This window comes from Micromonospora fluostatini (assembly GCF_050410825.1).
Lineage (GTDB): Bacteria > Actinomycetota > Actinomycetes > Mycobacteriales > Micromonosporaceae > Micromonospora > Micromonospora rosaria.
This window is the reverse complement of sequence record NZ_CP191251.1, coordinates 3,434,977-3,459,549: the sequence shown is the minus strand read 5'-3', so window position 1 is coordinate 3,459,549 and position 24,573 is coordinate 3,434,977. Positions and strand designations below refer to the sequence as shown.

The window sequence follows — 24,573 nt, the reverse complement described above, 5'->3', positions numbered from 1 at the left end:
GGTTCGGAGGAGGCGATAGCCACTGTCGGCCGTTCCGTCGGTTACGGCAGGATGAGCGCTCGTGTCCACCACCCCCACGGCGCCCCGCCCCGCCCTGCTCCTGCTGGCCTACCTCGCCTTCGTCAGCCTCGGCCTGCCCGACGGCCTGCTCGGGGTCGGCTGGCCGTCGATCCGGACCGCGTTCGGGGTGCCCACCGAGGCCGTGGGGGTGCTGCTGACCGTCGGCGCGGCCGGGTACCTCACCTCCAGCGTGCTCGCCGGCTTCACGCTGGCCCGGCTCGGCGTGGGCCGGCTGCTGGCCGGCAGCACCCTGCTGGCCGGGTCGACCCTGACCGGGTACGCCCTGGCACCCGGGCTGACCCTGATGATCGGCTGCGCGTTCCTGCTCGGGATCGGCTCCGGCGCGATCGACTCGGGGCTCAACGCCTACGCCGCCGGCGCCTTCGGTCCGCGCCACATGAACTGGATGCACGCCTTCTTCGGGCTCGGCGTGGCCGCCGGCCCACTGATCATGACCGTCGCGGTGAGCGTCGGGCCGGGTTGGCGCTGGGGGTACGCCGTCGTGGCCGCCGCCCAACTCGCCCTCGCCGTCGCCTTCGCGCTCACCGTGCGCGCCTGGCGGGACCGGGGCGCCACGGCACCCCCCGCCACCGCGGCACCTGTGGCCGTGCCGCCCGCCGGCAGCGGGCCGGCCGGGGTCGCCCCCGCCGGCCCGCCGGCCACCGTGCCGATCGCGCAGACCCTGCGGCTGCCGGCCGTGTGGCTGGGCGCGCTGGCCTTCGTCGCGTACGTGGGGATCGAGGCGGCGGCCGGACTCTGGGCGTTCCTGCTGCTCACCGAGGGACGGGGGCTGGGGCCGACGGCGGCCGGTCTCTGCGTCTCGGCGTACTGGGGCAGTCTCTTCGTGGGTCGCCTGGTGCAGGGCGTGGGCGCCGAACGGCTCGGTGCCGTCCGGGTGCTGCGGGGCAGCCTGGTCGGCATGGCGGCGGGCGCGGCGCTGATCGCGTTGCCCGCGCCGGTCTGGGTGGCGGTGGCCGGGCTGGTCGTGCTCGGCTTCGCGGCGGCGCCGGTCTTCCCGTTGCTCACCCTCACCACCGCCGACCGGGTCGGTGCGGCCCACGCGGACCGCACCATCGGGTTGCAGATCGGCGCGTCCAGCCTGGGCGTGTCGGCGATCCCCGCCGGGATCGGGGTGCTGCTCAGCCGGATCTCGGTGGAGACGCTGGGGCCGGCGCTGCTGCTGCTCGCGCTCGGCCTGATCGCCCTGCACGCGGCGGCCGTCCGCCGACCCACCGGCGGGGCCGGCCCCGCCGGGGCCGGATAGGCCGGTTCCCGGCGGTGCGGCCGTGGGGCAGGCGACCCGGCTTCACATGCTGTCCGGGCCGGTCCGTCCCGTCGTGGAGGGGCGGTAGGCGCGCTCCTCGTCGGTCATCTCGCGGGCGCGTCCGCTCGGCGACGCGCCCCGGTCCACCGCCTCGGGCCCGTGGCCGAACTCGGCCTCCGCGCCCGCGTCGTTGCCGGTGACGTCGTCGGACTGGCCGTCGACCGGGGACCGCGCGATCGCCCGGTCCAGCTCCTCGAGCGACGTACGCTCCTCGTCGCGCCACACCCTGCCGTCGTTCTCCGTCATGCCCACAGCCGTACCCGGGCGGGGTGACCGCAAACAGCCCCCGTCGGGTGGCCCGGGGTGCTCAGGGCTGCGGCCGGTCCACCTGGCCGCGCCAGGCACCGGTCTCCTGCCCGCGCCGTTCGATGAACCGCTTGAACCGCTCCAGGTCGCCCCTGGCCCGGCGGTCCACCACGCCCAGCTTGTCGCCGGCCTGCTCGACCACCCCGTGCGGCTCGAACTCCAGTTGCAGGGTGACCCGGGTGTTCTTCTCGTCGAGCCGGTGGAAGGTCACCACCCCGGCCTGCTGGGTGCCGCCGGTCGACCGCCAGGCGACCCGCTCGTCGGGTAGCTGCTCGGTGATCTCGGCGTCGAACTCCCGCTGCACCCCGGCGATCTCGACCCGCCAGTGGGTCATCGTGTCGGTGAGCTGCCGGACCTCCTCGACCCCCTCCATGAAGTGGGGGAACTCCTCGAACTGGGTCCACTGGTCGTAGGCGGTGCGGATCGGGACGGACACGTCGACATGCTCAGTAACGCCACTCATCAGGGATCCTCCTCTGGGCGCCGGCGACTGCCCGGGTCGGGGGTGACCCGCTCACCAGCGCGTCGTCTCGTTCTTGTGACCGAGCGCGGCCCACACCTCGGAGACCGTCCGGTACGGGATGCCGGGTGGCAGCCCCTCCAGCGCCGTGACGATGTCGTCCGGGGCGTCGTTGTCCCGCGCGTTGCGGACCAGGGTGTCCCGGTCGCCGGGCAGCGCCGACAACCCGATGAACCGGCCGAGCCGGCTGCGCTCCTCGACGTCGCCGGAGGTCATGCCCTGGGGCGACCCACTGCGCAGGGGCCCACCCGGTGCCGTACGGGCCTCCGGCTGGTCCTCGCCGGCCGGCTCGGGCTCACGGAACTCGTCGACGCGGGAGCCCGCCGTGCCCGGCCCCTGGATCAGGCCGTCCACCTCCTGGCTCATCTGGTCGTCGAGCCTCGGTGAGTGCTTGCTGCTGCCACGTTCCATGCCTTCTGCGCTACCCGTGGAGGACCCGGGTAAACCGGACCCCGACCCGGCGCGTCCCCCGGCGTCACGAATCGGCCGGGGAGCGGGGCGGCAGCGGTGGGTCGGCCGGCTCCGGCTCACCGGCCTGCAACCGGCGGCCCCGTTGCAGCTCCGCGTTGACCTGCACGCCGAGCATCAGCGCGCAGTTGGACAGGAACAGCCAGACCAGGAAGGCGATCACCGCGCCGAGGCTGCCGTACGTGACGTCGTACGAGCCGAAGTTGGCGACGTACAGGCCGAAACCGAAGGTGACCAGGCCCCAGGAGAGCAGGGCCACCACCCCGCCCGGGGTGAGCCAGCGGAACCGGGGCTGGCGGACGTTCGGCGCGATCCAGAACAGCAGGGAGAGCAGCGCCATCAGGATCATGGCCAGGACCGGCCACTTGGCGACGTTCCACATCGTCAGGGCCAGGCCGCCCGCGCCGACCAGGTCGCCCAGCGCGTCGGCGACCGGCCCGCTGACGATCAGCCCGACGGCGACCAGCGCCAGCAGGACCAGGGCCAGTGCGGCCAGCCCCATCTGCAACGGCCGCAGCTTCCACACCGGACGCCCCTCGGTCACCCCGTAGATGGTGTTCGAGGCGCGGGTGAACGAGCTGATGAAGCCGGAGGCGGACCAGAGCGCGCCGAGCAGGCCGAAACTGAGCAGCGCCCGCGCCCCGCTCTGCTGGTCGACCACGCCCCGGACCACCCCGACGAAGCCCTCGTTGCCCACGATCGACCCGGCCCCCATCTCCCGGGCCAGGTCCAGCACCGTGTCCACGGTCTGCTCGCCGTCGGAGACCAGCCCGACCAGCGCCACCACCACGACGGTGGACGGGAAGACCGCCAGCACCCCGTAGTAGGTCAGCGCGGCGGCCCAGTCCACGCAGTTGTCCTTGAGGAAGTTCTGCCCGCTGCGCACCAGCACCCCGCGCCAGGTGCGCCAGCTCAACTGCCGTATCCGCCGGGGTACCCGCGGCCGGGCGGCCCCACCGGCCGCGCTGCCTGCCCCGACCGGCTCCGTCGTCGCCGCCATGACCCGCTCCCTGTGCCCGGTCGCGGGGACTGCCGGGCGGGGTCGCCGGCGCCGGGCGGCTCGTCTGCGCCGGCCGGTACCCCGGCGGGGTAAACGACAAACCCGCCGGGCCCGCGTGCCTGGTCCCGGGGCGGCGAGGGCCGACCTCGCCGCCCCGGGGCCGGCGGCGAGTTTCGCACCGGCGCCCCGGGGAACGGTCAGGGAAGCGGACAACGACGCGGAGGAGGACGAGATGCCCGGGCGCGAGGTACTGCCCAGCACGCTGCGACGCTCCCCGGAGAAGGCGCAGCGCACGTGGGCCAAGACGCACGACTCGGCGGTGGAGACGTACGGCGAGGGGGAACGGGCGCACCGGACCGCCTTCGCCTCCCTCAAGCACGAGTTCGAGAAGGTGGGCGACCACTGGGAGCCCAAGGGACGCAAGGGCCCCAGCGACCAGCAGGCGGCCGGCGGCGGCCCGGCCCGGCGCGCGCCCACCGCCGGTGGGGTGGACGCGAACGCCACCAAGGACCACCTGATGACGGTGGCCCGCGAACTGGACGTCAAGGGCCGTTCCACGATGACCAAGCCGGAACTGGTCAAGGCCATCCAGAAGGCCAACGACCGGCAGACCCGTCAGGCCCGGGGCGGCCGCTGAGCAGCTACGGCCCGAAGTGTAAGGAGGGGTCCCTTCTTAACCGTATCGGTTAAGAAGGGACCCCTCCTTACACGCTCACCAGTGGCCGTCGGCGGGGGCGGCGAGGTGCACGACCTTCGTGGCGGTCATCTCGTCGAGCAGTTCCGGGCCGTACCCGAAGCCCTGGCCGCTGCCCCGGCGGGGCTGGGCGGCTCCGCCGGGGGCGCCACCGAAGACAGCATTGATCTTGACGGTGCCGACCGGCAGTTCCCGGGCGGCCCGCCGGGCGTGACTCATCGACCCGGTGAGCACCGTCGCCCCCAGCCCGTACGGGGACCGGGCGGCGCGCTTGAGCGCCTCGCTGAACGAGTCGACCACCACGACCGGGGCGACCGGCCCGAACGTCTCCTCCCGCACCAGCGCCATCTCGTCGGTGCAGTCGGTGACCACGGTGGCCGGGTAGAACGCTCCGGGCCCGTCGGGCAGCGTGCCCCCGGCGCGCAGCCGCGCCCCCTCGGCCACCGCCGCGGTCACCTGCCCGTGCACGTGGTCACGGTGCCGTCGGTCCACCAGCGGTCCCAGTTGCGTGCCCGGGTCGCGTCCCGGCCCGACGCGCAGCGCCCCGGCCCGCTCCACCAGCAGGTCGACGAAGTCCTCGGCGAGGTCCCGGTGCACGTAGACGCGCTCCACCGCCACGCAGATCTGCCCCGCGTTGGCGAACGACCCGAGCGCGGCCTGCTCGGCGGCCCAGACCGGGTCGACGCCCGCGTCCACGATCAGCGGGTCGCTGCCGCCGTTCTCCAGCAGCGCCTTGGCCCCGGTACGGGCGCAGGCCGCCGCGACGGCCCGACCGGTCGCGGTCGAGCCGACGTGCGCCACCACGTCCACCTCCTGGCCGGCCAGCGCCGCGCCGACCTCCGCGCCGCCGGTCAGCAGCGACAGCACGCCCGGTGGGAGCACCCCGTCGAGGGTCCGGGCCAGCAGCCACCCGGTGGCCGGGGTCCGCTCGCTCGGCTTGTGGAGCACCACGTTGCCGGTGACCAGGGCCGCGCCGAGCAGCCCGCAGGAGACCGCCACCGGGTCGTTCCACGGGGTGATCGCGGCGACCACGCCCCGGGGCTCGGGCAGCATGAAGTCGAGGGCGTCCGCCGCGCCGTGCAGCGTCCGCCCACCGCGCAACGGCCCGAGTTCGGCGTACTGGCGCAGCGTCCCGACGCCGGCCGCCACCCCGCCCCGGGCGTCGTCGAGGGGCTTGCCCATCTCGGCGGTGGTCGCCTGGGCCAGCTCCTCCGCCGCCGCCTCGACCGCGTCGGCCGCCCGGCGCAGCGCCGCCGCCCGCTCCGCCGGGGCGGTACCCGCCCAGCCGGGGGCCGCGCCGCGCGCCGCCGTGACCGCCTTCGCCACCTCGTCCGGCGTCGCCACCGGCGCGGTGCTGACCGGCGATCCGTCCGCCGGGTCGGCGACCACCAGTTCACCGCCGTCGCCGCCCGCGCCCCATACTCCACCGATGAGCTGCTCAACCCGGTACATGCGGCGCTGGATGCCCCGGCCCGGCCTGGTCAAACACGTTTCGCCCGGTTGGTCCGGGGGTAGCCGGATCCGATGACCACCCCCACCGAGACCGTGGACGCGGTCGTCGTCGGCGCCGGGCACAACGGACTGGTCGCCGCGAACCTGCTGGTCGACGCCGGCTGGGACGTGGCCGTCCTGGAGGCCACCGGGAAGTCCGGCGGCGCGGTCCGTTCCGCCGAGGTCACCGCCCCCGGCTACCTCAGCGACCTGTACAGCTCGTTCTACCCGCTCGGGTACGCCTCCCCGGTGCTGGCCGGGCTGGACCTCGACCGGTACGGGCTAACCTGGCGGCACGCCCCGGACGTGCTCGCCCACCTCTTCCCCGACGACCGCGCCGCCGTGCTGAACCGGGACCCCGCCGTCACCGCCGACTCCCTGGAGCGGTTCGCGCCCGGCGACGGCCGGCGCTGGCTCGACGCGTACGCCGACTGGCGGTCGGTGGCCGAGCCGATGCTGACCAGCATCACCACCCCGTTCCCGCCGGTGCGGGGCGGCGTGGAACTGCTGCGCCGGCTGCACGTCGGCGGGGCGCTGCGGCTGGCCCGCCGGCTGGTGCTGCCGGTCCGCAAACTCGGCGACGAACTCTTCGCCGGGGCGGGCGGCCCGGCGCTGCTGGCCGGCTGCGCCCTGCACACCGACCTGTCCCCGGAGGACGCCGGCTCCGGGGTGTACGGCTGGCTGCTGGCCATGCTCGGCCAGCAGATCGGCTGGCCGGTGCCGGTCGGCGGGGCGCAACGGATCACCGACGCGCTGGTGACCCGGCTGACCGGGCGGGGCGGGCGGATCGTCCACCACGCCCGGGTGGACCGGGTGCTGACCGCCCGGGGTCGGGCGATGGGCGTCCGCACGGTGGACGGCGGGCGGTGGCGGGCCCGCCGCGCGGTCCTCGCCGACGTGCCGGCCCCCGCGCTCTACCTGGACCTGGTCGGCGCGGCGCTGCTCCCGCCCCGGCTGGTCGAGGACCTGGCCCACTTCCGCTGGGACGGCTCCACCCTCAAGATTGACTGGGCGCTCTCCGCGCCGGTGCCGTGGACCAACCGGGCGGTGGCCACCGCCGGCACCGTGCACCTCGGGGCGGACCTGGACGGCCTGACCGGGTACGCCGCCGACCTGGCCCGGGGGCGGCTGCCCCGGGACCCGTTCCTGCTGGTCGGCCAGATGAGCGTGGCCGACCCGAGCCACTCGCCGCCGGGCACCGAGTCGCTGTGGGCGTACACCCACCTGCCGTTCCGCCGGGCCTGGCGGGCCGACGACCTCACCGCACACCTGGACCGGGTGGAACAGGTGCTGGAGGACGCCGCACCCGGGTTCCGCCGGCTGGTGGTGGGGCGGCACGTGGCCGGCCCGGCGGAGCTGGAGCGGGAGAACCCGAGCCTGGTCGGCGGGGCGCTGGGCGCCGGCACCTCCGCCGCGTACCAGCAGCTCTTCCTGCGCCCGATCCCCGGCCTCGGCCGCGCCGACACGCCGGTGGACCGGCTCTTCCTGGCCAGCGCCTCGGCGCATCCCGGCGGCGGGGTGCACGGGGCCCCGGGGGCGAACGCCGCCCGTGCCGCGCTGGCCCGCGACCGGGCCCTCAGCGGCGCCGGGTACGCCCGGCTGATCGCCGCCGCCCACCGCACCGTCTACCGCTGAGCCCACCCGCCCCGGCGACCGGGGACGGGTGGGCTCGGCGGGTGGCTGTCAGTGGCGGGGGGTCGGGCGACCGCTGCGGTTGCCCTTGGCGGACTTCTTCGTCGACCGGTTGCCCTTGGCCGGGGTACGGGTGCGGGGTGCCGGGTTCGGGGTGGCGGCGGTGGCCGGCGCGTGCTCGGCGCCGGCCGGCGTGACGTCGCCCCCGGCGGCCCCGCCCGTGGCCCCGGTGGTGCCACCGCCCGCGCCCTGGGTCGCGGCCCGGCGCTTGCGCTTGCCGCTCGTGGCGGCGGGCTCGGTGGCCGGCGCCGGCTGCGCCGGGACGGCGGTGGTGGCCGGGGCGGCGCCGCGGGCCCGGTCGGTGCCCGCCGTGGCGGGGGCGTCGTCCAGGTTGCGGTGGCGGCTGCGCAGCTTGAACGGCATCAGCGCGCTTTCGATCTTGGTGGCGGTGGTCATCTTCGACGCGCCGTCGCGCCGCTCCTCGAACCGGATCGGCACCTCCAGGATCGTGTGCCCCAGCTTGGTGGCCAGGTAGTGCATCTCGACCTGGAAGCTGTAACCGTTGGACTGGACCCGGTGCAGCCCGATGTCGCGCAGCGCGTCGGCCCGCCAGATCTTGAAACCGGCGGTGAGGTCCCGGATGCGGACCCGCAGCAGGGTGTGCACGTACAGGTTGGCCCAGCCGCTGAGCGCCCGCCGGTACAGCGGCCACGCCTCGTCGAGCTGGCCACCGGGCACGTACCGGGAGCCGATGACCACCCCGGACTGGGTCGACAGCAGCGCGCCGAGCATCCCGGGCAGTGCCTCCGGCGGGTGGGACAGGTCGGCGTCCATCTGGGCGACGTACTCCGCGCCGCCGTCGAGCGCCCGCCCGATGCCGTCGACGTACGCCCGGCCCAGGCCCTCCTTGCCGGCCCGGTGCACCACCTGGACCCGGCCGGGGTGCTCGGCGGCGAGCTTGTCGGCGACCTCGCCGGTGCCGTCCGGGGAGTTGTCGTCGGCGACCAGGATCCGCAGTCCGGGCAGGGGCAGGGCAAGGAGACGGTCGACCAGTACCGGGAGGTTGCCCGCCTCGTTGTAGGTGGGGACCACGACGGTCAGGCGCGCATCCCGCCACGGCGAGGGCAACTGCACGGGTTCGATCATGACGGACATCCTCGGTTTGCCGACAGGGTACCCAGAGAGGGTAGCCAGTTGTTCATGGCCGTTTTGTCAGGCTCCCCATCCGGCTCAGCGGAGCCGGCGGACCAGGCCGGTTACGAGCACGGCGAGCCCGGTGAGCGCGGCGGCGGAGACGGCGGTCTTGTGGGTGCCGACCCAGAGCGCCGCCGACCGCCGGTGCGCCCGGTCGGTGAAGACGCCCTCGGCGCCGTGGTCCCGGTCCTGGTCACCCGGCCGGTCGAGATTGTCCCGCCAGGTGGTCGGGTCGATCGGGGTCGACGTCTGCTGGCTGTCGTAGCCGCTGCGGGCGAGCACACGGTCGAGCAGCCCGGGGAAGAGGACGTTGCCGAGCCGGGTCCGCCAGGTGGGACCGCCGACGTTCAGCTCCCGGGGGCCGTGCTCGGCCGCCCAGACCACCGCCCGCGCGGCCACCTCTGGCGCGAAGATCGGCGGCACCGGCTGCGGGTGCCGGGGGAGCCGGGTCCGCACCCAGGAGAACTGCGGCGTGTTGATCGCCGGGAGCTGCACCATCGACAGGGTCACCCCGGGGCAGTCGTGCAGCAGCTCCGCCCGCAGCGAGTCGTTGAAGCCCTGCACCGCGTGCTTGCTCGCGCAGTACGCCGACTGCAACGGGATGCCCCGGTACGCCAGCGCCGAGCCGACCTGCACGATCGCGCCCCGCCCGTGGGCGCGCATGTGCCGCAGCGCGGCCAGCGTGCCGTGCACGGTACCGAGGTAGGTGACCTCGGTGACCCGGCGGAACTCGGCGGCCGGGATCTCCCACGCCGGGGCGAAGACCGACGCCATGGCGTTGTTGATCCACACGTCGATGCCGCCGAAGTGGTGCACCACGTCGTCGGCGGCCCGCTGGACCGCCCCGGCGTCGGCCACGTCCACCTGGTAGCAGCGCACGTCGGCGGCGCCCCGCTCCCGGCAGTCCCGCTCGGCGGCGGCGAGCCCCGCCGCGCCCCGGGCGAGCAGCGCCAGCCGGGCGCCGCGCGCCGCGTACCGGCGGGCGACGGCCCGGCCGACCCCCGCGCTGGCCCCCGTCACCACCACCGTCCGGGTCACTGGTCACCCTTCTGCCGGGTGGCGATGTCGGATAGCCGACGCAACGTCTCCTTGTTGCGCTGGTGCAGCACCAGGTCGTTGAGCTTGTTGCGCAGCCAGCGCAGCGGGCCGGCGGCGAAGTCCTCGCCGAGGCGGACCCGGGTGGCTCCGCCGTCCACCGGCTCCAGGGTGAAGACCACGATCGCCTCGCCGGCCGGCCACAGCTCGGCCCGCAGGGTCAGCCGGTGCGGTGGTTCGCAGAGCAGCACCGTCGAGGAGTCCTCCAGGGAGAACGGCCACGGGCCCGCCCGGTGGTGCAACTGGCTGCCGACCCGGGGCCAGGTGTCGTCCACGTCGCGGATGTGCGCCGTGCCCACCACCCAGTCGCTGTACGTCCACCCGTCGGCCAGCACGTCGAAGACCTGCTCCGGGGGTGCGTCGATCACCTTTTCCACGATTGCCACGGTGCCCCCGGTACCCCGGGGGACCGCCGGGTATGCCCAGGTGACGGGTTAGCTTCTCGGGGGCGGCGGGTAAGGCGGCAAGCGGCCGGGGACGCCGGGCCCGATGCCTGCCGCGGTGATCCGGACCGCGGGAGATGATGTTTACTCCCCGGGGCGCCGGGAACCCGCGGCCCGTGCGACAGGACCGCAAGGAGCCGGATCAGCGCAGGTCAGCCGGGGTTCCCTCCGGTACTGACCGGGCCGCGTCCGGCCCGACCCGGTCCGACGCCGACGCCGACCGGGCCGCGTCCGCCCCGGGCCGGTCCGACGCCGACCGGGCCGCCTCCGGGCCGGGCCTGTACGACGCGGTGCTCTTCGACCGGGACGGCACGCTGATCGAGGACGTGCCGTACAACGGTGACCCGGACCGGGTGCGGCCGGTGCCGGGGGCCCGCGCGGCGCTGGACCGGCTGCGGGCGGCGGGGCTGCGTCTCGGCGTGGTGAGCAACCAGTCGGGGCTGGCCCGGGGGCACTTCTCGGCCGGGGACCTGGCGCGGGTCAACGCCCGGGTCGAGGAACTGGTGGGACACGTCGACACCTGGCAGGTCTGCCCGCACGACGACACCGACGGGTGCGGCTGCCGCAAGCCCGCACCGGGGCTGGTCTGGGCGGCGGCCCGGGAACTGGGCACCGTCCCGGCGCGCTGCGTGCTGGTCGGCGACATCGGCCGGGACATGGTGGCCGCCGGTGCGGCGGGCGCCACCGGCCTGCTGGTGCCGACGCCGGTGACCCGGCCGGTCGAGGTGGCCGCCGCCGGGTGGGTGGCCGCCGACCTGCCGTCGGCGGTGGCGCAGATCCTCGACCGGCAGCGGTCGATCACCGGGCCGTCCCGGCGCCGCGTCGGCACGGTCCTGGTGGCGCGCAGCGACTCCGCCGGGGACGTCCTGGTCACCGGGCCGGCGATCCGGGCGGTGGCGGCGTACGCCGACCGGGTGGTGCTGCTGTGCGGGCCGCGCGGCCGGGCGGCGGCGGAGCTGCTGCCCGGGGTGTCCGCCGTCGTCGAGCACGCGCTGCCCTGGATCGACCCGGCGCCGGCCCCGGTGGACCCGGCCGGGATGACCGCCCTGGTCGACCGGCTGCGCCGGATCGACGCGGACGAGGCGGTCGTGTTCACCAGCTACCACCAGTCCGCGCTGCCCCTGGCCCTGCTGCTGCGGCTGGCCGGGGTCGGCCGGGTCAGCGCGATCAGCGACGACTACCCGGGCAGCCTGATCGACGTGCGGCACCGGGTGCCGACCGGCGTGCCGGAGCCGGAACGGGCGCTCTCCCTGGCCGCCGCGGCCGGGTTCCCGCTGCCACCGGGGGACCAGCCCGCGCTGCGCATCCGGCCGCCCGCCGCCGGGGACGGGCCGCCCCGGCCGTACCTGGTCGTGCATCCCGGGTCGGCGGCCGGCGCGCGGGCCTGCCCGCCGGAGCTGGCGGCCCGGATCGTCCGGTCGCTCGCCTCGGCCGGGCACCGGGTCCTGGTCACCGGGGGGCCGGGCGAGCGGGAGCTGACCGCCCGGGTGGCCGGCAGCGCCGGGGTGGACCTCGGCGGCCGGACCGGGATCGGGGACCTCGCCGCCCTCATCTCCCGGGCCGACGCGCTGGTCGTCGGGAACACCGGGCCGGCGCACCTGGCCGCCGCGCTCGGCGTACCGGTGGTGAGCCTCTTCGCGCCGACGGTCCCGTACGGCCAGTGGGGGCCGTGGCGGGTGCCCGCCGTCCGGCTCGGCGACCCGACCGCGCCCTGCCGGGACACCCGGGCGGCGGCCTGTCCCGTCCCCGGCCATCCCTGCCTGACCGGCATCGACCCGGCCGACGTGGTCGACGCGGTACGCCTGCTCGGCGTGCCGGTGCCCGGACCGCGCCCGACCGCCCCCGCCACCCCGCCGCCGGCCGGTGCCGCGTCGGGCGGGCCCACCCACCGGCGGGCCGGCCGGGTCTCCACCAGCGGCGGGGGCGGCCGATGAACGTCCTGCTCTGGCACGTGCACGGCTCCTGGACCACGGCCTTCGTGCACGGCCGACACCGGTACCTGATCCCCACCACGCCCGACCGGGGCCCGTACGGTCTCGGCCGGGCCCGCACGTACCCGTGGCCGGCCAGTGCCGTCGAGGTCGGCCCGGCGGAGCTGCGGGCCGCCCCGGTGGACGTGGTGCTGCTCCAACGGCCGGAGGAGGTGGAGCTGGTCGAGCGGTGGACCGGTCGCCGGCCCGGCCGGGACCTGCCGGCGATCTACGTCGAGCACAACACCCCGAAGGAGGGGAACGTCCCGAACTCCCGGCACCCGATGGCCGACCGGGACGACCTGCTGGTCACCCACGTCACCCACTGCAACGACCTGTTCTGGGACACCGGCCGGACCCGGACCACGGTCGTCGAGCACGGCGTGGTCCCGCCGCGCGTCGAGTGGAGCGGGGACCTCGACCGGCTCGCCGTGGTCATCAACGAGCCGGTCCGCCGGTGGCGGGTCACCGGCACCGACCTGCTGCCCCGGTTCGCCGCCGTCGCCCCGCTCGACGTGTACGGCCTCGGCGTGGCCGGCCTGGCCGCCCACCTCGGTCTCCCCGAGGAGCGGGTGACCAGCCACGACGACGTGCCCCAGGCGCGGATGCACGCCGAGCTGGCCCGGCGGCGGGCCTACCTGCACCTGTGCCGGTGGACCTCGCTGGGGCTGAGCCTGATCGAGGCGATGTCCATGGGGATGCCGGTGGTCACCCTGGCCGCCACCGAGGCGGTGCGGGCGGTCCCCCCGCAGGCGGGGGCCCTGTCCACCCGCGTCGACGACCTGCTGGAGGCCGCCCGGCGGCTCATCGCCGACCCGGCGGTGGCCCGGCGGGCGGGCGCCGAGGCCCGCGCGGCCGCGCGGGCCCGCTACGGCCTGGACCGTTTCCTCGCGGACTGGGACCGGCTGCTGGAGGAGGAAGTATGCGCATCGCGATGATCTCGGAGCACGCCAGCCCTCTCGCCGTCCTCGGCGGCGAGGACGCCGGCGGCCAGAACACGCATGTCGCGGAGCTCTCCGCCGCGCTCGTCGCCGCCGGCCACGACGTCCGCGTCTACACCCGGCAGGACGCCGTCGACCTGCCGGTGACGGTCCGCAGCCCGGACGGCTACGACGTGCTGCACGTGCCGGCCGGGCCGGCCGAGCCGCTGGCCAAGGACGCGCTGCTGCCGCACATGGCCCCGTTCAGCCGCTGGCTGGCCGACCGCTGGCGGGGCGGTGACTGGGTGCCCGAGGTGGTCCACGCGCACTTCTGGATGAGCGGGCTGGCCGCCCTGACCGCCGGCCGGCAGGTCGGGGTGCCGGTGGTGCAGACGTACCACGCGCTGGGCACGGTCAAGCGCCGGTACCAGGGCGCGCAGGACACCAGCCCGGCCCGCCGGGTGGCCTACGAGCTGGAACTCGGCCGCTCGGTGGACCGGGTGATCGCCCAGTGCTCCGACGAGGTCGGCGAACTGGTCCGCCTCGGGGTGCCCCGGTCCCGGATGACGGTGATCCCGTCCGGGGTGAACCTGGGCACCTTCGCCCCGCTCGGCCCGGCCGCCGAGATCGATCCCGACCGGCCCCGGGTGCTCACCGTCGGGCGGCTGGTGGAGCGCAAGGGGTTCCAGACCGTCATCCGGGCGATGGAACTGGTCCCCGACGCCGAGTGCGTGGTGGTGGGCGGCCCCCCGGCCGGGCTGCTGGAGTCCGACCCGTACGCCCGCCGGCTGCGGGCGCTGGCCGGCTCGTGCGGGGTGGCCGACCGGGTCCGGCTGGTCGGGGCGGTGCCCCGGGAGGAGATGGGGCGCTGGTACCGCTCCGCCGACGTGCTGGTCGCCGCCCCCTGGTACGAGCCGTTCGGGTTGACCCCGCTGGAGGCGATGGCCTGCGGCATCCCGGTGGTCGGCACCGCGGTCGGCGGCATCCGGGACACCGTCGTCGACGGGGTCACCGGGGACCTGGTGCCGGCCCGCGACCCGAGGGCCCTCGGCGAGGCGATCGACCGGCTGCTCACCGACCGGATCCGCCGGTTCGCGTACGCCACGGCGGCGCTGGAACGGGCCCGTCGCTGCTACTCCTGGGCGACGGCCGCCGAGCGGCTGGCCGAGGTGTACCACGAGGTGGCCACGGTACGCCGGCCGACGCGGGTGGTGGCCTGATGCCGCGTACCCCCGTCCGGCCCGGCCCGGCCGGTCCGCCCGACCCGCTGGACGGCGCCCCGGGAGCCGGGCGGAACCTGCTCGACGAGCACCTGGCGCACCTGGCCGCCGCGCTGCTGCCGTACCGTCAGTCGGCCGGGCTGCTGGCCCGGTGGGGGGTCGACCTGGCCCGGCACCTCGGTCTCGGCGGGCGGCTGCTGGTCGCCGGGAACGGGGGCAGCGCCGCCGAGGCCCAGCACCTCACCGCCGAACTCGTCGGCAAGCTGCGCGACGACCGGGAGCCGCTGTCCGCGATCGCCCTGCACGCGGAGACCTCCGCGGTGACCGCGATCGCCAACGACTACGGGTACGAGCAGGCGTTCGCCCGTCAGGTCCGGGCGCACGGGCGGCCCGGGGACGTCCTGCTGCTGATGTCCACCAGCGGCAGCAGCCCGAACCTGATCACCGCCGCCCGCGCCGGCCGGGACACCGGCCTGCGCTGCTGGGCGTTCACCGGCCCCACCCCCAACCCGCTGGCCGACGCCTGCCACGAGACCCTCGCCATCGACTCCCCGGACAGCCAGGTGGTGCAGGAGCTGCACCTGGTCTCCACGCACCTGCTCTGCGAGTACGTCGACCGGGCGCTGCCGGCGGTGCGGGCCGCCCGGTCCGGGCTGCTGGCCGTCGGCGACACCGCCCCGCCCGACACCGCCCCGGCCACCGGGGCCGCCGGCCCGGGGCCGGTCGGCGCGGCGGCGGTACCGGTCGGCCTGACGCCGGGCGCGGCGGCGGAGCCGGCCGGCGGGGCACCGGGTCGGACCGGCGTACCGCTCGGTGCGGAGGACGAGCCGGCCGGGGCGGGCGGGGCCGGTCCGGTGCGGACCGGGGTCGAGGTGGTGGTGGAGGGCCGGCCGGCGGACCGCGATCCGCGGCCGGCGGACCGGGGCGCGCGAAGGAGGCGACCGTGACGGGACCCGTGGTGGTGGTCGGGGACACCCTGCTGGACCGGGACGTGGAAGGGGTGGTGAACCGGCTCTGTCCGGACTCGCCGGTACCGGTGCTCGACGAGACCGCGTCCGTCGACCGGCCCGGCGGCGCCGGCCTGGCCGCGGTCTTCGCCGCCGCCCAGGGCGCCGAGGTGGCCCTGGTCACGGCGCTCGCCGACGACGCCGGTGGGGCCCGGCTGAGCAGCCTGCTCACCGCCGCCGGAGTGCAGGTGTACCCGCTGTCGCTGGCCGGGGCGACCGCGGAGAAGATCCGGCTGCGGGCCCGGGGGCGGGTGCTGCTGCGGCACGACCGGGGCGGCGGGGCGCAGGAGCCGGGACATCCCGGCGAGGCGGTGCTCCGGCTGATCGCCGTCGCCGGTGCGGTGCTGGTGAGCGACTACGGGCGCGGGGTCGCCGGGCACCCGGCGCTGCGGGCCGCGCTCGCCGCGACCCGCGCGCCGGTGGTCTGGGATCCGCACCCCCGGGGCCCGGCCCCGGTGCCCGGGGTGCGCCTGGCCACGCCGAACGAGGCGGAGGCCCGCGAGTTGGCGAAGGTCGCGACCGGCGGCTCCCGGCTCGCCACCGCCTCCCGCGCGGCCCAGGGCCTGCGGGAACGGTGGCGGGCCGGCGCGGTCGCGGTGACCCTCGGCGGCGACGGCGCGCTGCTGAGCCACGCCGGTTCCACCCCGCTGATGGTGCCCACCCCGGCCAGCGCCGAGGGGGACACCTGCGGAGCCGGTGACCGGTTCGCGGCCACCGCCACCATCGCCCTGGCCCAGGGCGCCCTGGTCTCCGAGGCGGTGCAGCGGGCGGTGGCGGAGGCCTGCGCGTACGTGGCGGGCGGGGGTGTGGCCGGCGCGTTGCCGGCCCCGGCCCGACCGGCGCCGCCCCCGGACCGGCCCGGTACGCCGCTGGCCGCCGGGGACCGCGTCGGCGTCGGCCCGGCCGCCGCCGTGGCGGCCCGGGTACGCGCGGCCGGCGGGACCGTCGTGGCCACCGGCGGCTGCTTCGACCTGCTGCACGCCGGTCACGTGGCGACCCTCCAGGCGGCCCGCCAACTCGGTGACTGCCTGATCGTCTGCCTCAACTCCGACGCCAGCGTGGCGGGGCTGAAGGGCGCCGACCGCCCGGTGGTGTCCCAGGCCGACCGGGCCCGGCTGCTCACCGCGTTGAGCTGCGTCGACGCCGTGCTGGTCTTCGACGAGTCGACCCCGCACGCGACGCTGTCCTGGCTGCGCCCGGACGTGTGGGTCAAGGGTGGCGACTACGCCACCGGGGCGGGCGACGAACCGGCGCTGCCCGAGGCCGACATCCTGCGCCGGTGGGGCGGGCACACGGTGGTGGTGCCGTACCTCGACGGGCGCTCCACCACCGACCTGATCGCCGCGGCGCGCTCCGGCGGCCCGGAGCCGGGCCTGTCGACGCCGGCCCGCCCGAGCGTGGGGCGGACCCGGTGAGCGCGCCTCCCGGGGCCGGGCCGACGGTGCTGGTCACCGGCGGGTCCAGCGGGCTCGGCGCGGCGGTGGTCACCGCCGTGGCGCGGTCCGGTGGCCGGCCGCTGGTGCTCGACCGGCGCCCGCCCGGGGACGGGGTGCCGTGGGTGGAGTGCGACCTCGCCGACACGAGGGCCGCCGAGGAGGGCACCCGGCGGCTGGCCGAGCGCTCCGGCGGCCTGGACGCCGTGGTCACCGCCGCCGGCACGGACGTGCCCGGCAAGCTCGCCGACCTGCCCCGGGAGACCTGGGAGCGGATCGTCGCCGTCGACCTGCTGGCCACCGCCGCGGTGATCCGGGCCGCGCTGCCGTTCCTGGAGCACGCCCGGGGCAGCATCGTCACCGTCGCCTCCACGCTCGGTGTGAAGGCCGTCTCCGACGCCACCGCGTACTGCGCGGCGAAGTTCGGGGTGGTCGGGTTCACCCGGGCCCTCGCCGCCGAACTCGCCGGCTCGGTCGGGGTGACCCTGCTGATCCCCGGCGGGATGCGGACCGCGTTCTTCGACGACCGGGACGCGCAGTACCGCCCCGGCCCGGACGCGGCGCTCAACGAGCCGGCCGACGTGGCGGCGGCGGTCCTGTTCGCGCTCTCCCAGCCGCCCGGGTGCGCGGTCCGGGAGATGGTGGTCTGCGCCGAGCGGGAGTCGTCGTACCCGTGATCCTGGTGCTGCGGGCCCTCGGCGTCGGCGACCTGGCCACGGCGGTGCCGGCGCTGCGCGGGCTGCGGGCCGCGTACCCCGGTCGGGAGCTGGTGGTGGCCGTGCCCGGCTGGCTCGCCCCGCTGGTCGACCTGGTCGGTGGCGTCGACCGGACGGTCCCGCTGGACGGCCTCGACGCGGCCCCGGCCTGGCCCGGCCCGGCACCGGCCCTCGCGGTCAACCTGCACGGCCGGGGCCCCCGGTCGCACCGGCTGCTCGCCGCGACCGGCCCGCATCGGCTGCTCGCCTTCCGCTGCCCCGAGGCCGGGCACACCGACGGGCCGGCGTGGGACGACACCGAGCACGAGGTGCGCCGCTGGTGCCGGCTGCTGCACTGGTACGGCATCCCGGCCGACCCGGCCGACCTGGCGTTGCGCCGGCCACCGGGCACCGACCCGCCGGCCGGGGTCACCGTCGTGCACCCCGGTACGAAGATCGCGGCGAAGCGCTGGCCGGCGGCCCGCTTCGCGGCCGTCGCCGCCGCGCTGGCCGACCGGGGGCACCGGGTGGTGGTGACCGGCTCGGCGGGGGAGCGGGACCTGGCCGACCGGGTGGCGCGGCGGGCGGGCCTGCCGGCCGGGTCGGTGCTGGCCGGGCGGACCGACCTGGCCGGGCTCGCCGCCCTCGTCGCCGACGCCCGGCTGGTGGTCAGCGGCGACACCGGGGTCGCCCACCTCGCCACCGGTTACGGCACCGCCTCGGTGGTCCTCTTCGGGCCGGTGCCGCCGGAGCGCTGGGGGCCACCGCCGGAGCGACCCTGGCACCGCGCGTTGCACGTGGGGACGGCGAGTGGAGCGGCCGGCGCCGGGGTAGGAACCGATCCACGGCTGGCGGCGCTGCGGGTCGAGGAGGTCCTGGCCGCCGTGGACGAGGTGGAACGGGCGGTGCGTGGGTCCGGTGCGGTTGCGGCGTAGCGATCCGGGCAGACCGGGGTACGGGCGGCGGCGGCGCGGCCGGGGCTGGGCCTTCCTCGACCCGGCCGGCGCCCCGGTGCGCGCCCCCGACGAGCTGGCCCGGCTGCGGGACCTGGTCGTCCCGCCGGCCTGGCGGGACGTCTGGATCTCGCCGTACCCGAACGGGCACATCCAGGCCACCGGCATCGACGCCGCCGGCCGCAAGCAGTACCTGTACCACCCCGAGTGGCGGCGCCGGCAGGACGAGGCGAAGTTCGACCACGTCCTGGAGGTGGCCCGGCGCCTGCCGGACCTGCGTGACCGGGTGGCGCGGGACCTGGACGGCCGGGGGCTCGGCCGGGAGCGGGTGCTGGCCACGGTGGCCCGGCTGCTGGACATGGGGACGTTCCGGATCGGCAGCGCGCAGTACGCGGCCGGCGACGACCCCACGTTCGGGGTGGCGACGCTGCGCCCCGAGCACGCCCGGTCCCGGCGCGGGTGCGTGGTCCTGGAGTTCCCCGCCAAGGGCGGCGTCGAGCAGGTCCGCCGGATCGACGACCCCCAGCTGTGCCGGGTGCTGGTCGACCTGCGTCGGCGGCGACGGGCGGCGGAGCAGCTCTTCGGCTACTGGGACGGCCGGACCTGGCGGGACGTGCGCAGCGACGAGGTCAACGGGTACCTGCGGCTGGCCAGCGGCGGGGAGATGACCGCCAAGGACTTCCGGACCTGGCACGCCACCGTGCTGGCCGCGACCGCACTGGCCACCGCCGACCGGCCGCGCTCGGCGACGGGCCGCCGCCGGGCGGTGGCCGCGGTGATGCGCGAGGTCGCCGACCTGCTCGGCAACACCCCGACGGTGGCGCGGACGTCCTACGTCGACCCCCGGATCGTCGACCTGTACCACGACGGGGTGGTGGCGCAGGTGGTGGCGGGCACACCCCGGGCGGCGGCGGAGCGCTCGGTGCTCGCCCTGCTGACCGGTGCGTGACGTGGCGTGACGTGACGGGCGGGGCGGGGGGAGCGGGCCGGCGGGGGAGCGGGGCCGCAAGGTCGACCGGGCGGGCCGCCCACCGACGCTCGTCGGTGGACGCCTCGCCACGGTCCCCCGTTCACGGCCGGTCCCGGTCGGCACCGGTGCCGCAACCGCACCGGCCGTCGTGTCGACGGCGTGACCCGGCTCAGCCGCCGGGGCGGGCGCGGACCAGCGCGGCGACGCCGTCGAGGATGCGGTCCAGCCCGAACCGCCACTCCGCGTCCAGCTCCTCGTCCTCGTCCTGCGCCTCCTCGGCCATCAGGCGGCGCAGCTCCGGGTACGGCCCGTCGCGGGTCAGCCGTTCGAGTTGCCGCCAGTAGCGTTCCCCGGCCTCGTCCGGGGTGACGCCGCTGCCGACCGCCGCCTCGGCCATGTCGAGGGTGAGCGAGGCCCAGGTCCGGGCGTACCCGCTGAGCAGCATGACCGTGGAGAGCCGGGCGGTGCCGCGCAGGTCGGTGTCGCGCAGCGCGGCCAGCCCCTGCTCCAGCCAGCGCACCTGGTTGGGGCCCATCGGGGGGCCGCCGATCGGGACGTGCCGGACCCAGGGGCGGCGGCGGATCCGGGCGAGCAGTTCGGTGGCCCAGTGGGCGAGCGCCGGTCGCCACCCGGCGTCGGGACCGAGGGGGTCGGGCGGGCCGCCGTAGGCGGTGTCGACCATCAGGTCGAGCAGGTCGCTCTTGGTCGGCACGTACCGGTACAGGGACATGGTCGCCACGCCCACCTCCCCGGCGACCCGGCTCATCGACACGGCGGCCAGGCCCTCGCTGTCGGCGACGGCGATGCCCGCGGCGACCACCTGCTCCAGGGACAGGCTCCGTCGGGGGCCCTTGCCGGGGCGCTCCCGCAGCCCCCAGGCCAGCTCGATGCCCTCGGGCAGCTCCACGTCCGCGTCGCTCATCCCGTACCTCTCGTCCTCGCTTGACCGTCATCCTAACTTCTGCGTACGGTGTAAGCAGTACAGCGTATGGGGTACGCAGAACACGGAGGGTGAGGAATGACATCAGCCCCGGCGGTGGAGGCCGTCGAGCTACGCAAGTCCTACGGAGCGGCCGTCGTGCTGGACGGCCTGACGCTGCGGCTGGCCCGGGGGAGCGTCCGGGCGCTGCTCGGCCCGAACGGGGCCGGCAAGACCACCACCGTCCGCATCCTGACCACGCTCACCACCCCGGACGCCGGCGCGGCCCGGGTCGACGGGTACGACGTGGTCCGCGAGCGGCGGCAGGTCCGCGCCCGGATCAGCCTGGCCGGTCAGTACGCGGCGGTGGACGAGGAGCAGACCGGGGTGGAGAACCTGCGGATGATGGGCCGGCTGGCCGGGCTGGGTCGGGCCGACGCCCGGCGGCGGGCCGCCGACCTGCTCGACCGCTTCGACCTCGGCGCGGCCGGCGGGCGGCGGGTCGCCGGCTACTCCGGTGGCATGCGCCGCCGGCTCGACCTGGCCGCCAGCCTGGTCGGCGAGCCCTCGGTGATCTTCCTCGACGAGCCGACGACCGGGCTGGACCCGCGCAGCCGGCAGGCGCTCTGGACGGTCATCGCGGACCTGGCCCGGAGCGGCACGACGGTGCTGCTCACCACGCAGTACCTGGAGGAGGCCGACCAGCTCGCCGACACCGTCTCGGTGCTGGACGGCGGCCGGCTGGTCGCCGAGGGCAGCCCCGCCGAGCTGAAGGAGCGGTTCGGCGCGCAGCGGCTCGACCTGCGGCTGCGCGACCACGCCAGCCTCGTCGAGGCCCGCGCCCGGCTCGGCGCCCGGGTGGTGCACCACGATCCCGGCCGGCTGGAGGTGGGGGTGGCCACCGACGGCAGCGCCCCGCACATCCGGGACCTGCTCGACGAGGTGGACCCCGCCCGACGCACCGTCGTCCGGTTCACCGTCCGGGGCGCCACCCTCGACGACGTCTTCCTGGCCCTGACCGGCCACCCGGCCGCGCCGGCCGCCACCCGACCGGAGGTGACCCATGTCTGAGCTGGTCGCGAAGGGCCCGACGGCCTGGTCCGCGCGAAACGGTGGCCCGGCCGGGCCGGACGGTACGGCACGGGGCGTACCGTCCGGCCCGGCCCGGGGCGGGTCGGCGACGGTCCGGGCGCTGGTCCTGGTCGCCCGCTGCGTCCGGCTGTCCCGGCGCAACGTGGACGCCCTGCTCATGTCGCTGCTGCTGCCGGTCATGCTGATGCTGGTCTTCGTGTACCTGTTCGGCGGGGCGATCGACACCGGCACCCGGTACGTCACCTACGTGGTGCCCGGGGTGCTGATCCTCTGCGCCGGCTTCGGGGCGGCCGGTACGGCGGTGAGCGTCACCACCGACCTGGCCAACGGCGTCATCGACCGGTTCCGGACGCTGGACGTCGGGCCGGTGGCGATCCTCGGCGGGCACGTCGTCGCCAGCGTCGTGCGCAACACCGTCTCCACCGTGCTGGTGCTGGCGGTGGCGGTCGGCATCGGCTTCCGGCCGGCCGTGGAACCGCTGCGCTGGCTGGCCGCCGCCGGGCTGCTGCTGCTGTTCCTGCTGGCGATCTCCTGGCTCTCCGCGACCTTCGGGCTGCTCGCCCGGACCCCGGAGGCGGCCGGCGGGTTCACCTTCGTGGTGATGTTCCTGCCCTACCCGAGCAGCGCGTTCGTGCCGGTGGAGACCATGCCGGCCTGGCTGCACGGGTTCGCCGAACACCAGCCGGTGACCCCGGTCATCGAGTCGCTGCGGGCGCTGCTGCTCGGCACCCCGCCGGGCAGCGCCCCCCTCCAGGCGGTCGCCTGGTGCCTGGCCCTGCTGGCGCTCGCGGTGACCGCCTCCGCCGTCCTCTTCCCCCGCCGCGTCCGCTGAGAGGTGTAAGGAGGGGCCCCTTATTAACAGACGTCTGTTAATAAGGGGCCCCTCCTTACACCTCAGTCGTTGAGGGTCTGGGCGAGGCGGTCGCGGAACTGGCGCTCCGACGCGCTGACCTGGTCGCCGCCGAGGCCGAGCAGCCCGCCGGTGGCGGCGGCCCCGACCACCTGGTCGGCGATCTCCACCAGCCAGTGCTTGTACGCCCCGGCCTCGCCCTCGTCCACCTTCGCCGCCAGCAGCGCGGCGGCCTGGGCCGACCGGGCCAGCACGTCGTCGATCAGGGCCGCCGGGTCGGCGGGGGCGACGACGGGCAGCTCCGCACCGGCCTCCGGGTCCCCGACCCGGGCCACGATCTCACCGGCGACCGCCGCGACCAGCGGGCTGGCCGACTCCCGGCCGGCGGCGATGCCCTCCAGCCCGGCCGCGCTCTCGGCCCTGGTCCGGCGGCTGCCGTCGGACTCGGCGGCGCTCGCCGCGCTCAGCACCGACTGCGGCAGGCCGACCAGCAGGCCCCACTCCTCGTCGGAGAAACCGAACCCGGTGTACGCCGGCTGTTCGATCACGACAACGCCCCTCTCAGCTGTGTCGACACGCGGAAGAACCCGGAGCCTGCGGACGGCTGCGCGTGGCGGGCGGCCACCCGGGCGCGGGCCCGGCTCAGGCTAGCCGAGCGTCAGCAGGCTCTGTTCGGACACCACGCGCACGGACAACGTCTTGTACCCGACCTCGTCGAAGAGAACCGTCATCCGGTCGTCCTCGTAACTGAGCACCATGCCGGAGCCCCACTCGGGATGCCGGACCTGGCTGTGCACCGGGAACGGGCCGCTCGCGCCGTCGTCGGCGACGCTGGTCCCGGCGTGGCAGTTGTCGCAGTGCCCGCACACCTGGGCCATCTGCTCACCGAAGTAGGCCAGCAGCGACTGCCCCCGGCACCCGGAGGTCTCCGCGAAGGCGCGCATCATGTCGGTCCGGGACCGGGTCACGCTCTGCTGGCGTTCCGCCTCGGCCAGGGCGGCCGCCGCCGCGTCGGCCGGCTGCGGGCCGTACCGGGGCGCGCCGATCCGCTGGCCCCGGCGGGGCTCGACCGCGCCGACCTGCTCCAGCAGCCCGAGCAGGTGACCGAGCTTGCGGGGGCCGAGACCGGTGGCGGCGCGCAGGTCCTTGCGGGTGGTCGGCCGGCTGCGGATCAGGGCGGCCAGTTGGTGCAGCTCGTCGCGGTCCGGCAGGCCACCGCTGAAGTACCGTTGCAGCCCGACGTCCTCGGCCTGCCACAGCAGCAGGACCCGGGCCGGCTGACCGTCGCGGCCGGCCCGGCCGATCTCCTGGAAGTAGCTGTCCGGCGAGTCGGGCAGCGCCATGTGCACCACCCAGGCGATGTTCGGCTTGTCGATGCCCATGCCGAACGCCGAGGTGGCCACCATGATCGGCACCTGGTCGGCGAGGAACGCCTCGTGCAGCTCGGCGCGGGCCCCGGTGGCCATCCCACCGTGGTAGAACTGCGCCGGGAAGCCGGCGTCGGTGAGCCGGGCGGCCAACTCCTCGGCGGAGCGCCGGGTCGGCACGTAGATGATGCCGGGGCGTTCGTCGTCGCGCAGCAGCGCGACCAGCCGCCGCCACCGGTAGTCCTCGGTGGGGCAGTGCGCGACCTCCAGGAAGAGGTTCGGCCGGTCCAGCCCGGAGACCACCACCTCGGCGTCGCGCAGCCGCAGCCGGGCGATGATGTCGTCGCGGACCGGGGGAGACGCGGTGGCGGTCAGCGCGACCACGGGCGGGCGGCCGATGCCCTCGATGAGGTGCCCCAGGGCCAGGTAGTCGGGGCGGAAGTCGTGCCCCCACGCCGAGATGCAGTGCGCCTCGTCGATCGCGACCAGCGCCGGCTTCAGGTCCCGTACCTCGGCCAGCCGGTCCGGGTTGGCGAGCTGCTCCGGGGTGATGAAGAGGAACTCGGCGCGGCCCTCGCGGATCTCGGCGACCGCCTCGGCCTGCTGGGTAGCGGACTCGTCGGAGCTGATCCGCACCGCCCGCAACTCGGGGCGCTGGCGCTCGTTGAGCGCCGCGATCTGGTCCTGTTGCAGGGCCAACAGCGGGGAGATGACCACCGTCGGCCCCGGGATCAGGCTGGCCGGGATCTGGTAGATCGCGGACTTGCCGGCGCCGGTGGGGAGCACCACGAGGGCGTCCCGGCGCTTCATCACCGCCCGCATGGCGGCGAGCTGGTTGGGCCGCAGCCGCGTCCAGCCGAACAGGCTGCGCGCCGCGCGGCGCAGGGTCGTGGAGTGGGTCGACAGCTTCATCGAGGACCGGAGGTACCCGACGCCTCCGGCGGCGAAAC

Annotated in this window: 23 protein-coding genes and 1 pseudogene; 13 read left to right on the top strand and 11 right to left on the bottom strand. The window is 76.2% G+C overall.

Annotation, left to right across the window (positions count from 1 at the left end; all coding sequences use genetic code 11):
* The first annotated feature begins 61 nt into the window (after positions 1–61).
* Entirely contained in the window at positions 62–1,324 is a 1,263-nt protein-coding gene (locus ACQUFX_RS15100; RefSeq protein ID WP_428966648.1) for an MFS transporter, read from the top strand.
* Positions 1,325–1,366: 42 nt separating this feature from the next.
* Here the strand turns inward: ACQUFX_RS15100 and ACQUFX_RS15095 are convergent, their stop codons facing one another.
* From ACQUFX_RS15095 to ACQUFX_RS15080, 4 genes are all read right to left on the bottom strand, one after another.
* Positions 1,367–1,630 carry a hypothetical protein gene (locus ACQUFX_RS15095; protein ID WP_428966647.1) on the bottom strand — a complete coding sequence of 88 codons (264 nt, stop codon included), beginning with the start codon at positions 1,628–1,630 and terminating at the stop codon, positions 1,367–1,369.
* A 61-nt stretch (positions 1,631–1,691) separates the two neighbouring features.
* Positions 1,692–2,153 carry an SRPBCC family protein gene (locus ACQUFX_RS15090; RefSeq protein WP_428966646.1) on the bottom strand — a complete coding sequence of 154 codons (462 nt, stop codon included), beginning with the start codon at positions 2,151–2,153 and terminating at the stop codon, positions 1,692–1,694.
* A gap of 51 nt (positions 2,154–2,204) precedes the next feature.
* On the bottom strand, positions 2,205–2,621 hold the full coding sequence (locus ACQUFX_RS15085; protein WP_067372806.1) for a DUF2795 domain-containing protein: 417 nt from the start codon (positions 2,619–2,621) through the stop codon (positions 2,205–2,207).
* A 64-nt stretch (positions 2,622–2,685) separates the two neighbouring features.
* The gene (locus ACQUFX_RS15080; RefSeq protein WP_428966645.1) at positions 2,686–3,678 is read right to left on the bottom strand and encodes a YihY/virulence factor BrkB family protein; all 993 of its coding nucleotides are present in this window, start codon (positions 3,676–3,678) and stop codon (positions 2,686–2,688) included.
* 232 nt (positions 3,679–3,910) lie between these two features.
* Between ACQUFX_RS15080 and ACQUFX_RS15075 the strand changes: the two genes are divergently transcribed.
* Positions 3,911–4,315: a ChaB family protein gene (locus tag ACQUFX_RS15075; RefSeq protein WP_428966644.1), complete on the top strand. Its 405-nt coding sequence runs from the start codon at positions 3,911–3,913 to the stop codon at positions 4,313–4,315.
* A 75-nt stretch (positions 4,316–4,390) separates the two neighbouring features.
* Here ACQUFX_RS15075 and ACQUFX_RS15070 read toward each other — a convergent pair whose 3' ends face one another.
* Entirely contained in the window at positions 4,391–5,824 is a 1,434-nt protein-coding gene (locus ACQUFX_RS15070; RefSeq protein ID WP_428966643.1) for an aldehyde dehydrogenase family protein, read from the bottom strand.
* Between the two features lie 72 nt (positions 5,825–5,896).
* On the opposite strand from ACQUFX_RS15070, the gene ACQUFX_RS15065 reads away from it, so the two are divergent.
* On the top strand, positions 5,897–7,498 hold the full coding sequence (locus ACQUFX_RS15065) for a phytoene desaturase family protein (protein WP_428966642.1): 1,602 nt from the start codon (positions 5,897–5,899) through the stop codon (positions 7,496–7,498).
* Positions 7,499–7,879: 381 nt separating this feature from the next.
* Here the strand turns inward: ACQUFX_RS15065 and ACQUFX_RS15060 are convergent.
* The 3 genes and pseudogenes from ACQUFX_RS15060 to ACQUFX_RS15050 form a co-directional block, all read right to left on the bottom strand.
* Positions 7,880–8,641, bottom strand: a pseudogene (locus ACQUFX_RS15060) (polyprenol monophosphomannose synthase); the annotation flags it as partial.
* Between the two features lie 84 nt (positions 8,642–8,725).
* Positions 8,726–9,727, bottom strand: coding sequence for an SDR family oxidoreductase (locus ACQUFX_RS15055; RefSeq protein ID WP_428966641.1), 1,002 nt, complete (start codon positions 9,725–9,727; stop codon positions 8,726–8,728).
* The gene (locus ACQUFX_RS15050) at positions 9,724–10,170 is read right to left on the bottom strand and encodes an SRPBCC family protein (protein WP_428966640.1); all 447 of its coding nucleotides are present in this window, start codon (positions 10,168–10,170) and stop codon (positions 9,724–9,726) included. Before ACQUFX_RS15050 ends, ACQUFX_RS15055 begins: the two co-directional genes overlap by 4 nt.
* Positions 10,171–10,517: 347 nt before the next feature.
* Here ACQUFX_RS15050 and ACQUFX_RS15045 point away from each other — a divergent pair, with 347 nt between their 5' ends.
* The 8 genes from ACQUFX_RS15045 to ACQUFX_RS15010 are packed head-to-tail and all read left to right on the top strand — an operon-like array spanning position 10,518 to position 19,374.
* Positions 10,518–12,161: an HAD-IIIA family hydrolase gene (locus tag ACQUFX_RS15045; protein ID WP_428966959.1), complete on the top strand. Its 1,644-nt coding sequence runs from the start codon at positions 10,518–10,520 to the stop codon at positions 12,159–12,161.
* Positions 12,158–13,135 carry a glycosyltransferase gene (locus ACQUFX_RS15040; RefSeq protein WP_428966639.1) on the top strand — a complete coding sequence of 326 codons (978 nt, stop codon included), beginning with the start codon at positions 12,158–12,160 and terminating at the stop codon, positions 13,133–13,135. The genes ACQUFX_RS15045 and ACQUFX_RS15040 overlap by 4 nt, the downstream gene beginning before the upstream one ends.
* Positions 13,120–14,337, top strand: coding sequence for a glycosyltransferase (locus ACQUFX_RS15035; RefSeq protein WP_428966638.1), 1,218 nt, complete (start codon positions 13,120–13,122; stop codon positions 14,335–14,337). Before ACQUFX_RS15040 ends, ACQUFX_RS15035 begins: the two co-directional genes overlap by 16 nt.
* Positions 14,337–15,284, top strand: a complete 948-nt coding sequence (locus tag ACQUFX_RS15030; protein WP_428966637.1) for a D-sedoheptulose-7-phosphate isomerase — start codon at positions 14,337–14,339, stop codon at positions 15,282–15,284. The genes ACQUFX_RS15035 and ACQUFX_RS15030 overlap by 1 nt, the downstream gene beginning before the upstream one ends.
* A gap of 11 nt (positions 15,285–15,295) precedes the next feature.
* Complete coding sequence (locus tag ACQUFX_RS15025; RefSeq protein ID WP_428966958.1) at positions 15,296–16,759, top strand: PfkB family carbohydrate kinase; 1,464 nt, start codon at positions 15,296–15,298, stop codon at positions 16,757–16,759.
* Complete coding sequence (locus tag ACQUFX_RS15020; protein ID WP_428966636.1) at positions 16,756–17,454, top strand: SDR family oxidoreductase; 699 nt, start codon at positions 16,756–16,758, stop codon at positions 17,452–17,454. Before ACQUFX_RS15025 ends, ACQUFX_RS15020 begins: the two co-directional genes overlap by 4 nt.
* Positions 17,451–18,407: a glycosyltransferase family 9 protein gene (locus ACQUFX_RS15015; RefSeq protein ID WP_428966635.1), complete on the top strand. Its 957-nt coding sequence runs from the start codon at positions 17,451–17,453 to the stop codon at positions 18,405–18,407. Before ACQUFX_RS15020 ends, ACQUFX_RS15015 begins: the two co-directional genes overlap by 4 nt.
* On the top strand, positions 18,391–19,374 hold the full coding sequence (locus ACQUFX_RS15010; protein WP_428966634.1) for a DNA topoisomerase IB: 984 nt from the start codon (positions 18,391–18,393) through the stop codon (positions 19,372–19,374). Before ACQUFX_RS15015 ends, ACQUFX_RS15010 begins: the two co-directional genes overlap by 17 nt.
* A 190-nt stretch (positions 19,375–19,564) precedes the next feature.
* Here ACQUFX_RS15010 and ACQUFX_RS15005 read toward each other — a convergent pair whose 3' ends face one another.
* Entirely contained in the window at positions 19,565–20,317 is a 753-nt protein-coding gene (locus tag ACQUFX_RS15005; protein ID WP_428966633.1) for a TetR/AcrR family transcriptional regulator, read from the bottom strand.
* A gap of 96 nt (positions 20,318–20,413) precedes the next feature.
* Here ACQUFX_RS15005 and ACQUFX_RS15000 point away from each other — a divergent pair, with 96 nt between their 5' ends.
* Positions 20,414–21,385, top strand: coding sequence for an ATP-binding cassette domain-containing protein (locus ACQUFX_RS15000; protein ID WP_428966632.1), 972 nt, complete (start codon positions 20,414–20,416; stop codon positions 21,383–21,385).
* Entirely contained in the window at positions 21,378–22,238 is an 861-nt protein-coding gene (locus ACQUFX_RS14995) for an ABC transporter permease (protein ID WP_428966631.1), read from the top strand. The genes ACQUFX_RS15000 and ACQUFX_RS14995 overlap by 8 nt, the downstream gene beginning before the upstream one ends.
* Before the next feature lie 62 nt (positions 22,239–22,300).
* Here ACQUFX_RS14995 and ACQUFX_RS14990 read toward each other — a convergent pair whose 3' ends face one another.
* Together ACQUFX_RS14990 and ACQUFX_RS14985 are read right to left on the bottom strand one after the other, a co-directional pair.
* The gene (locus ACQUFX_RS14990; protein WP_428966630.1) at positions 22,301–22,804 is read right to left on the bottom strand and encodes a hypothetical protein; all 504 of its coding nucleotides are present in this window, start codon (positions 22,802–22,804) and stop codon (positions 22,301–22,303) included.
* Positions 22,805–22,903: 99 nt separating this feature from the next.
* Positions 22,904–24,535: a RecQ family ATP-dependent DNA helicase gene (locus ACQUFX_RS14985; RefSeq protein WP_428966957.1), complete on the bottom strand. Its 1,632-nt coding sequence runs from the start codon at positions 24,533–24,535 to the stop codon at positions 22,904–22,906.
* Positions 24,536–24,573 lie beyond the last annotated feature (38 nt).

Coding starts and splice junctions, on each gene's coding strand:
- ACQUFX_RS15040 (WP_428966639.1), top strand. CDS start 12,158: ATGAACGTCCTGCTCTGGCACGTGCACGGCTCCTGGACCACGGCCTTC.
- ACQUFX_RS15035 (WP_428966638.1), top strand. CDS start 13,120: ATGCGCATCGCGATGATCTCGGAGCACGCCAGCCCTCTCGCCGTCCTC.
- ACQUFX_RS15085 (WP_067372806.1), bottom strand. CDS start 2,621: ATGGAACGTGGCAGCAGCAAGCACTCACCGAGGCTCGACGACCAGATG.
- ACQUFX_RS15070 (WP_428966643.1), bottom strand. CDS start 5,824: ATGTACCGGGTTGAGCAGCTCATCGGTGGAGTATGGGGCGCGGGCGGC.
- ACQUFX_RS15075 (WP_428966644.1), top strand. CDS start 3,911: ATGCCCGGGCGCGAGGTACTGCCCAGCACGCTGCGACGCTCCCCGGAG.
- ACQUFX_RS15090 (WP_428966646.1), bottom strand. CDS start 2,153: ATGAGTGGCGTTACTGAGCATGTCGACGTGTCCGTCCCGATCCGCACC.
- ACQUFX_RS15000 (WP_428966632.1), top strand. CDS start 20,414: ATGACATCAGCCCCGGCGGTGGAGGCCGTCGAGCTACGCAAGTCCTAC.
- ACQUFX_RS15080 (WP_428966645.1), bottom strand. CDS start 3,678: ATGGCGGCGACGACGGAGCCGGTCGGGGCAGGCAGCGCGGCCGGTGGG.
- ACQUFX_RS15005 (WP_428966633.1), bottom strand. CDS start 20,317: ATGAGCGACGCGGACGTGGAGCTGCCCGAGGGCATCGAGCTGGCCTGG.
- ACQUFX_RS14995 (WP_428966631.1), top strand. CDS start 21,378: ATGTCTGAGCTGGTCGCGAAGGGCCCGACGGCCTGGTCCGCGCGAAAC.
- ACQUFX_RS15095 (WP_428966647.1), bottom strand. CDS start 1,630: ATGACGGAGAACGACGGCAGGGTGTGGCGCGACGAGGAGCGTACGTCG.
- ACQUFX_RS14985 (WP_428966957.1), bottom strand. CDS start 24,535: ATGAAGCTGTCGACCCACTCCACGACCCTGCGCCGCGCGGCGCGCAGC.
- ACQUFX_RS15030 (WP_428966637.1), top strand. CDS start 14,337: ATGCCGCGTACCCCCGTCCGGCCCGGCCCGGCCGGTCCGCCCGACCCG.
- ACQUFX_RS15065 (WP_428966642.1), top strand. CDS start 5,897: ATGACCACCCCCACCGAGACCGTGGACGCGGTCGTCGTCGGCGCCGGG.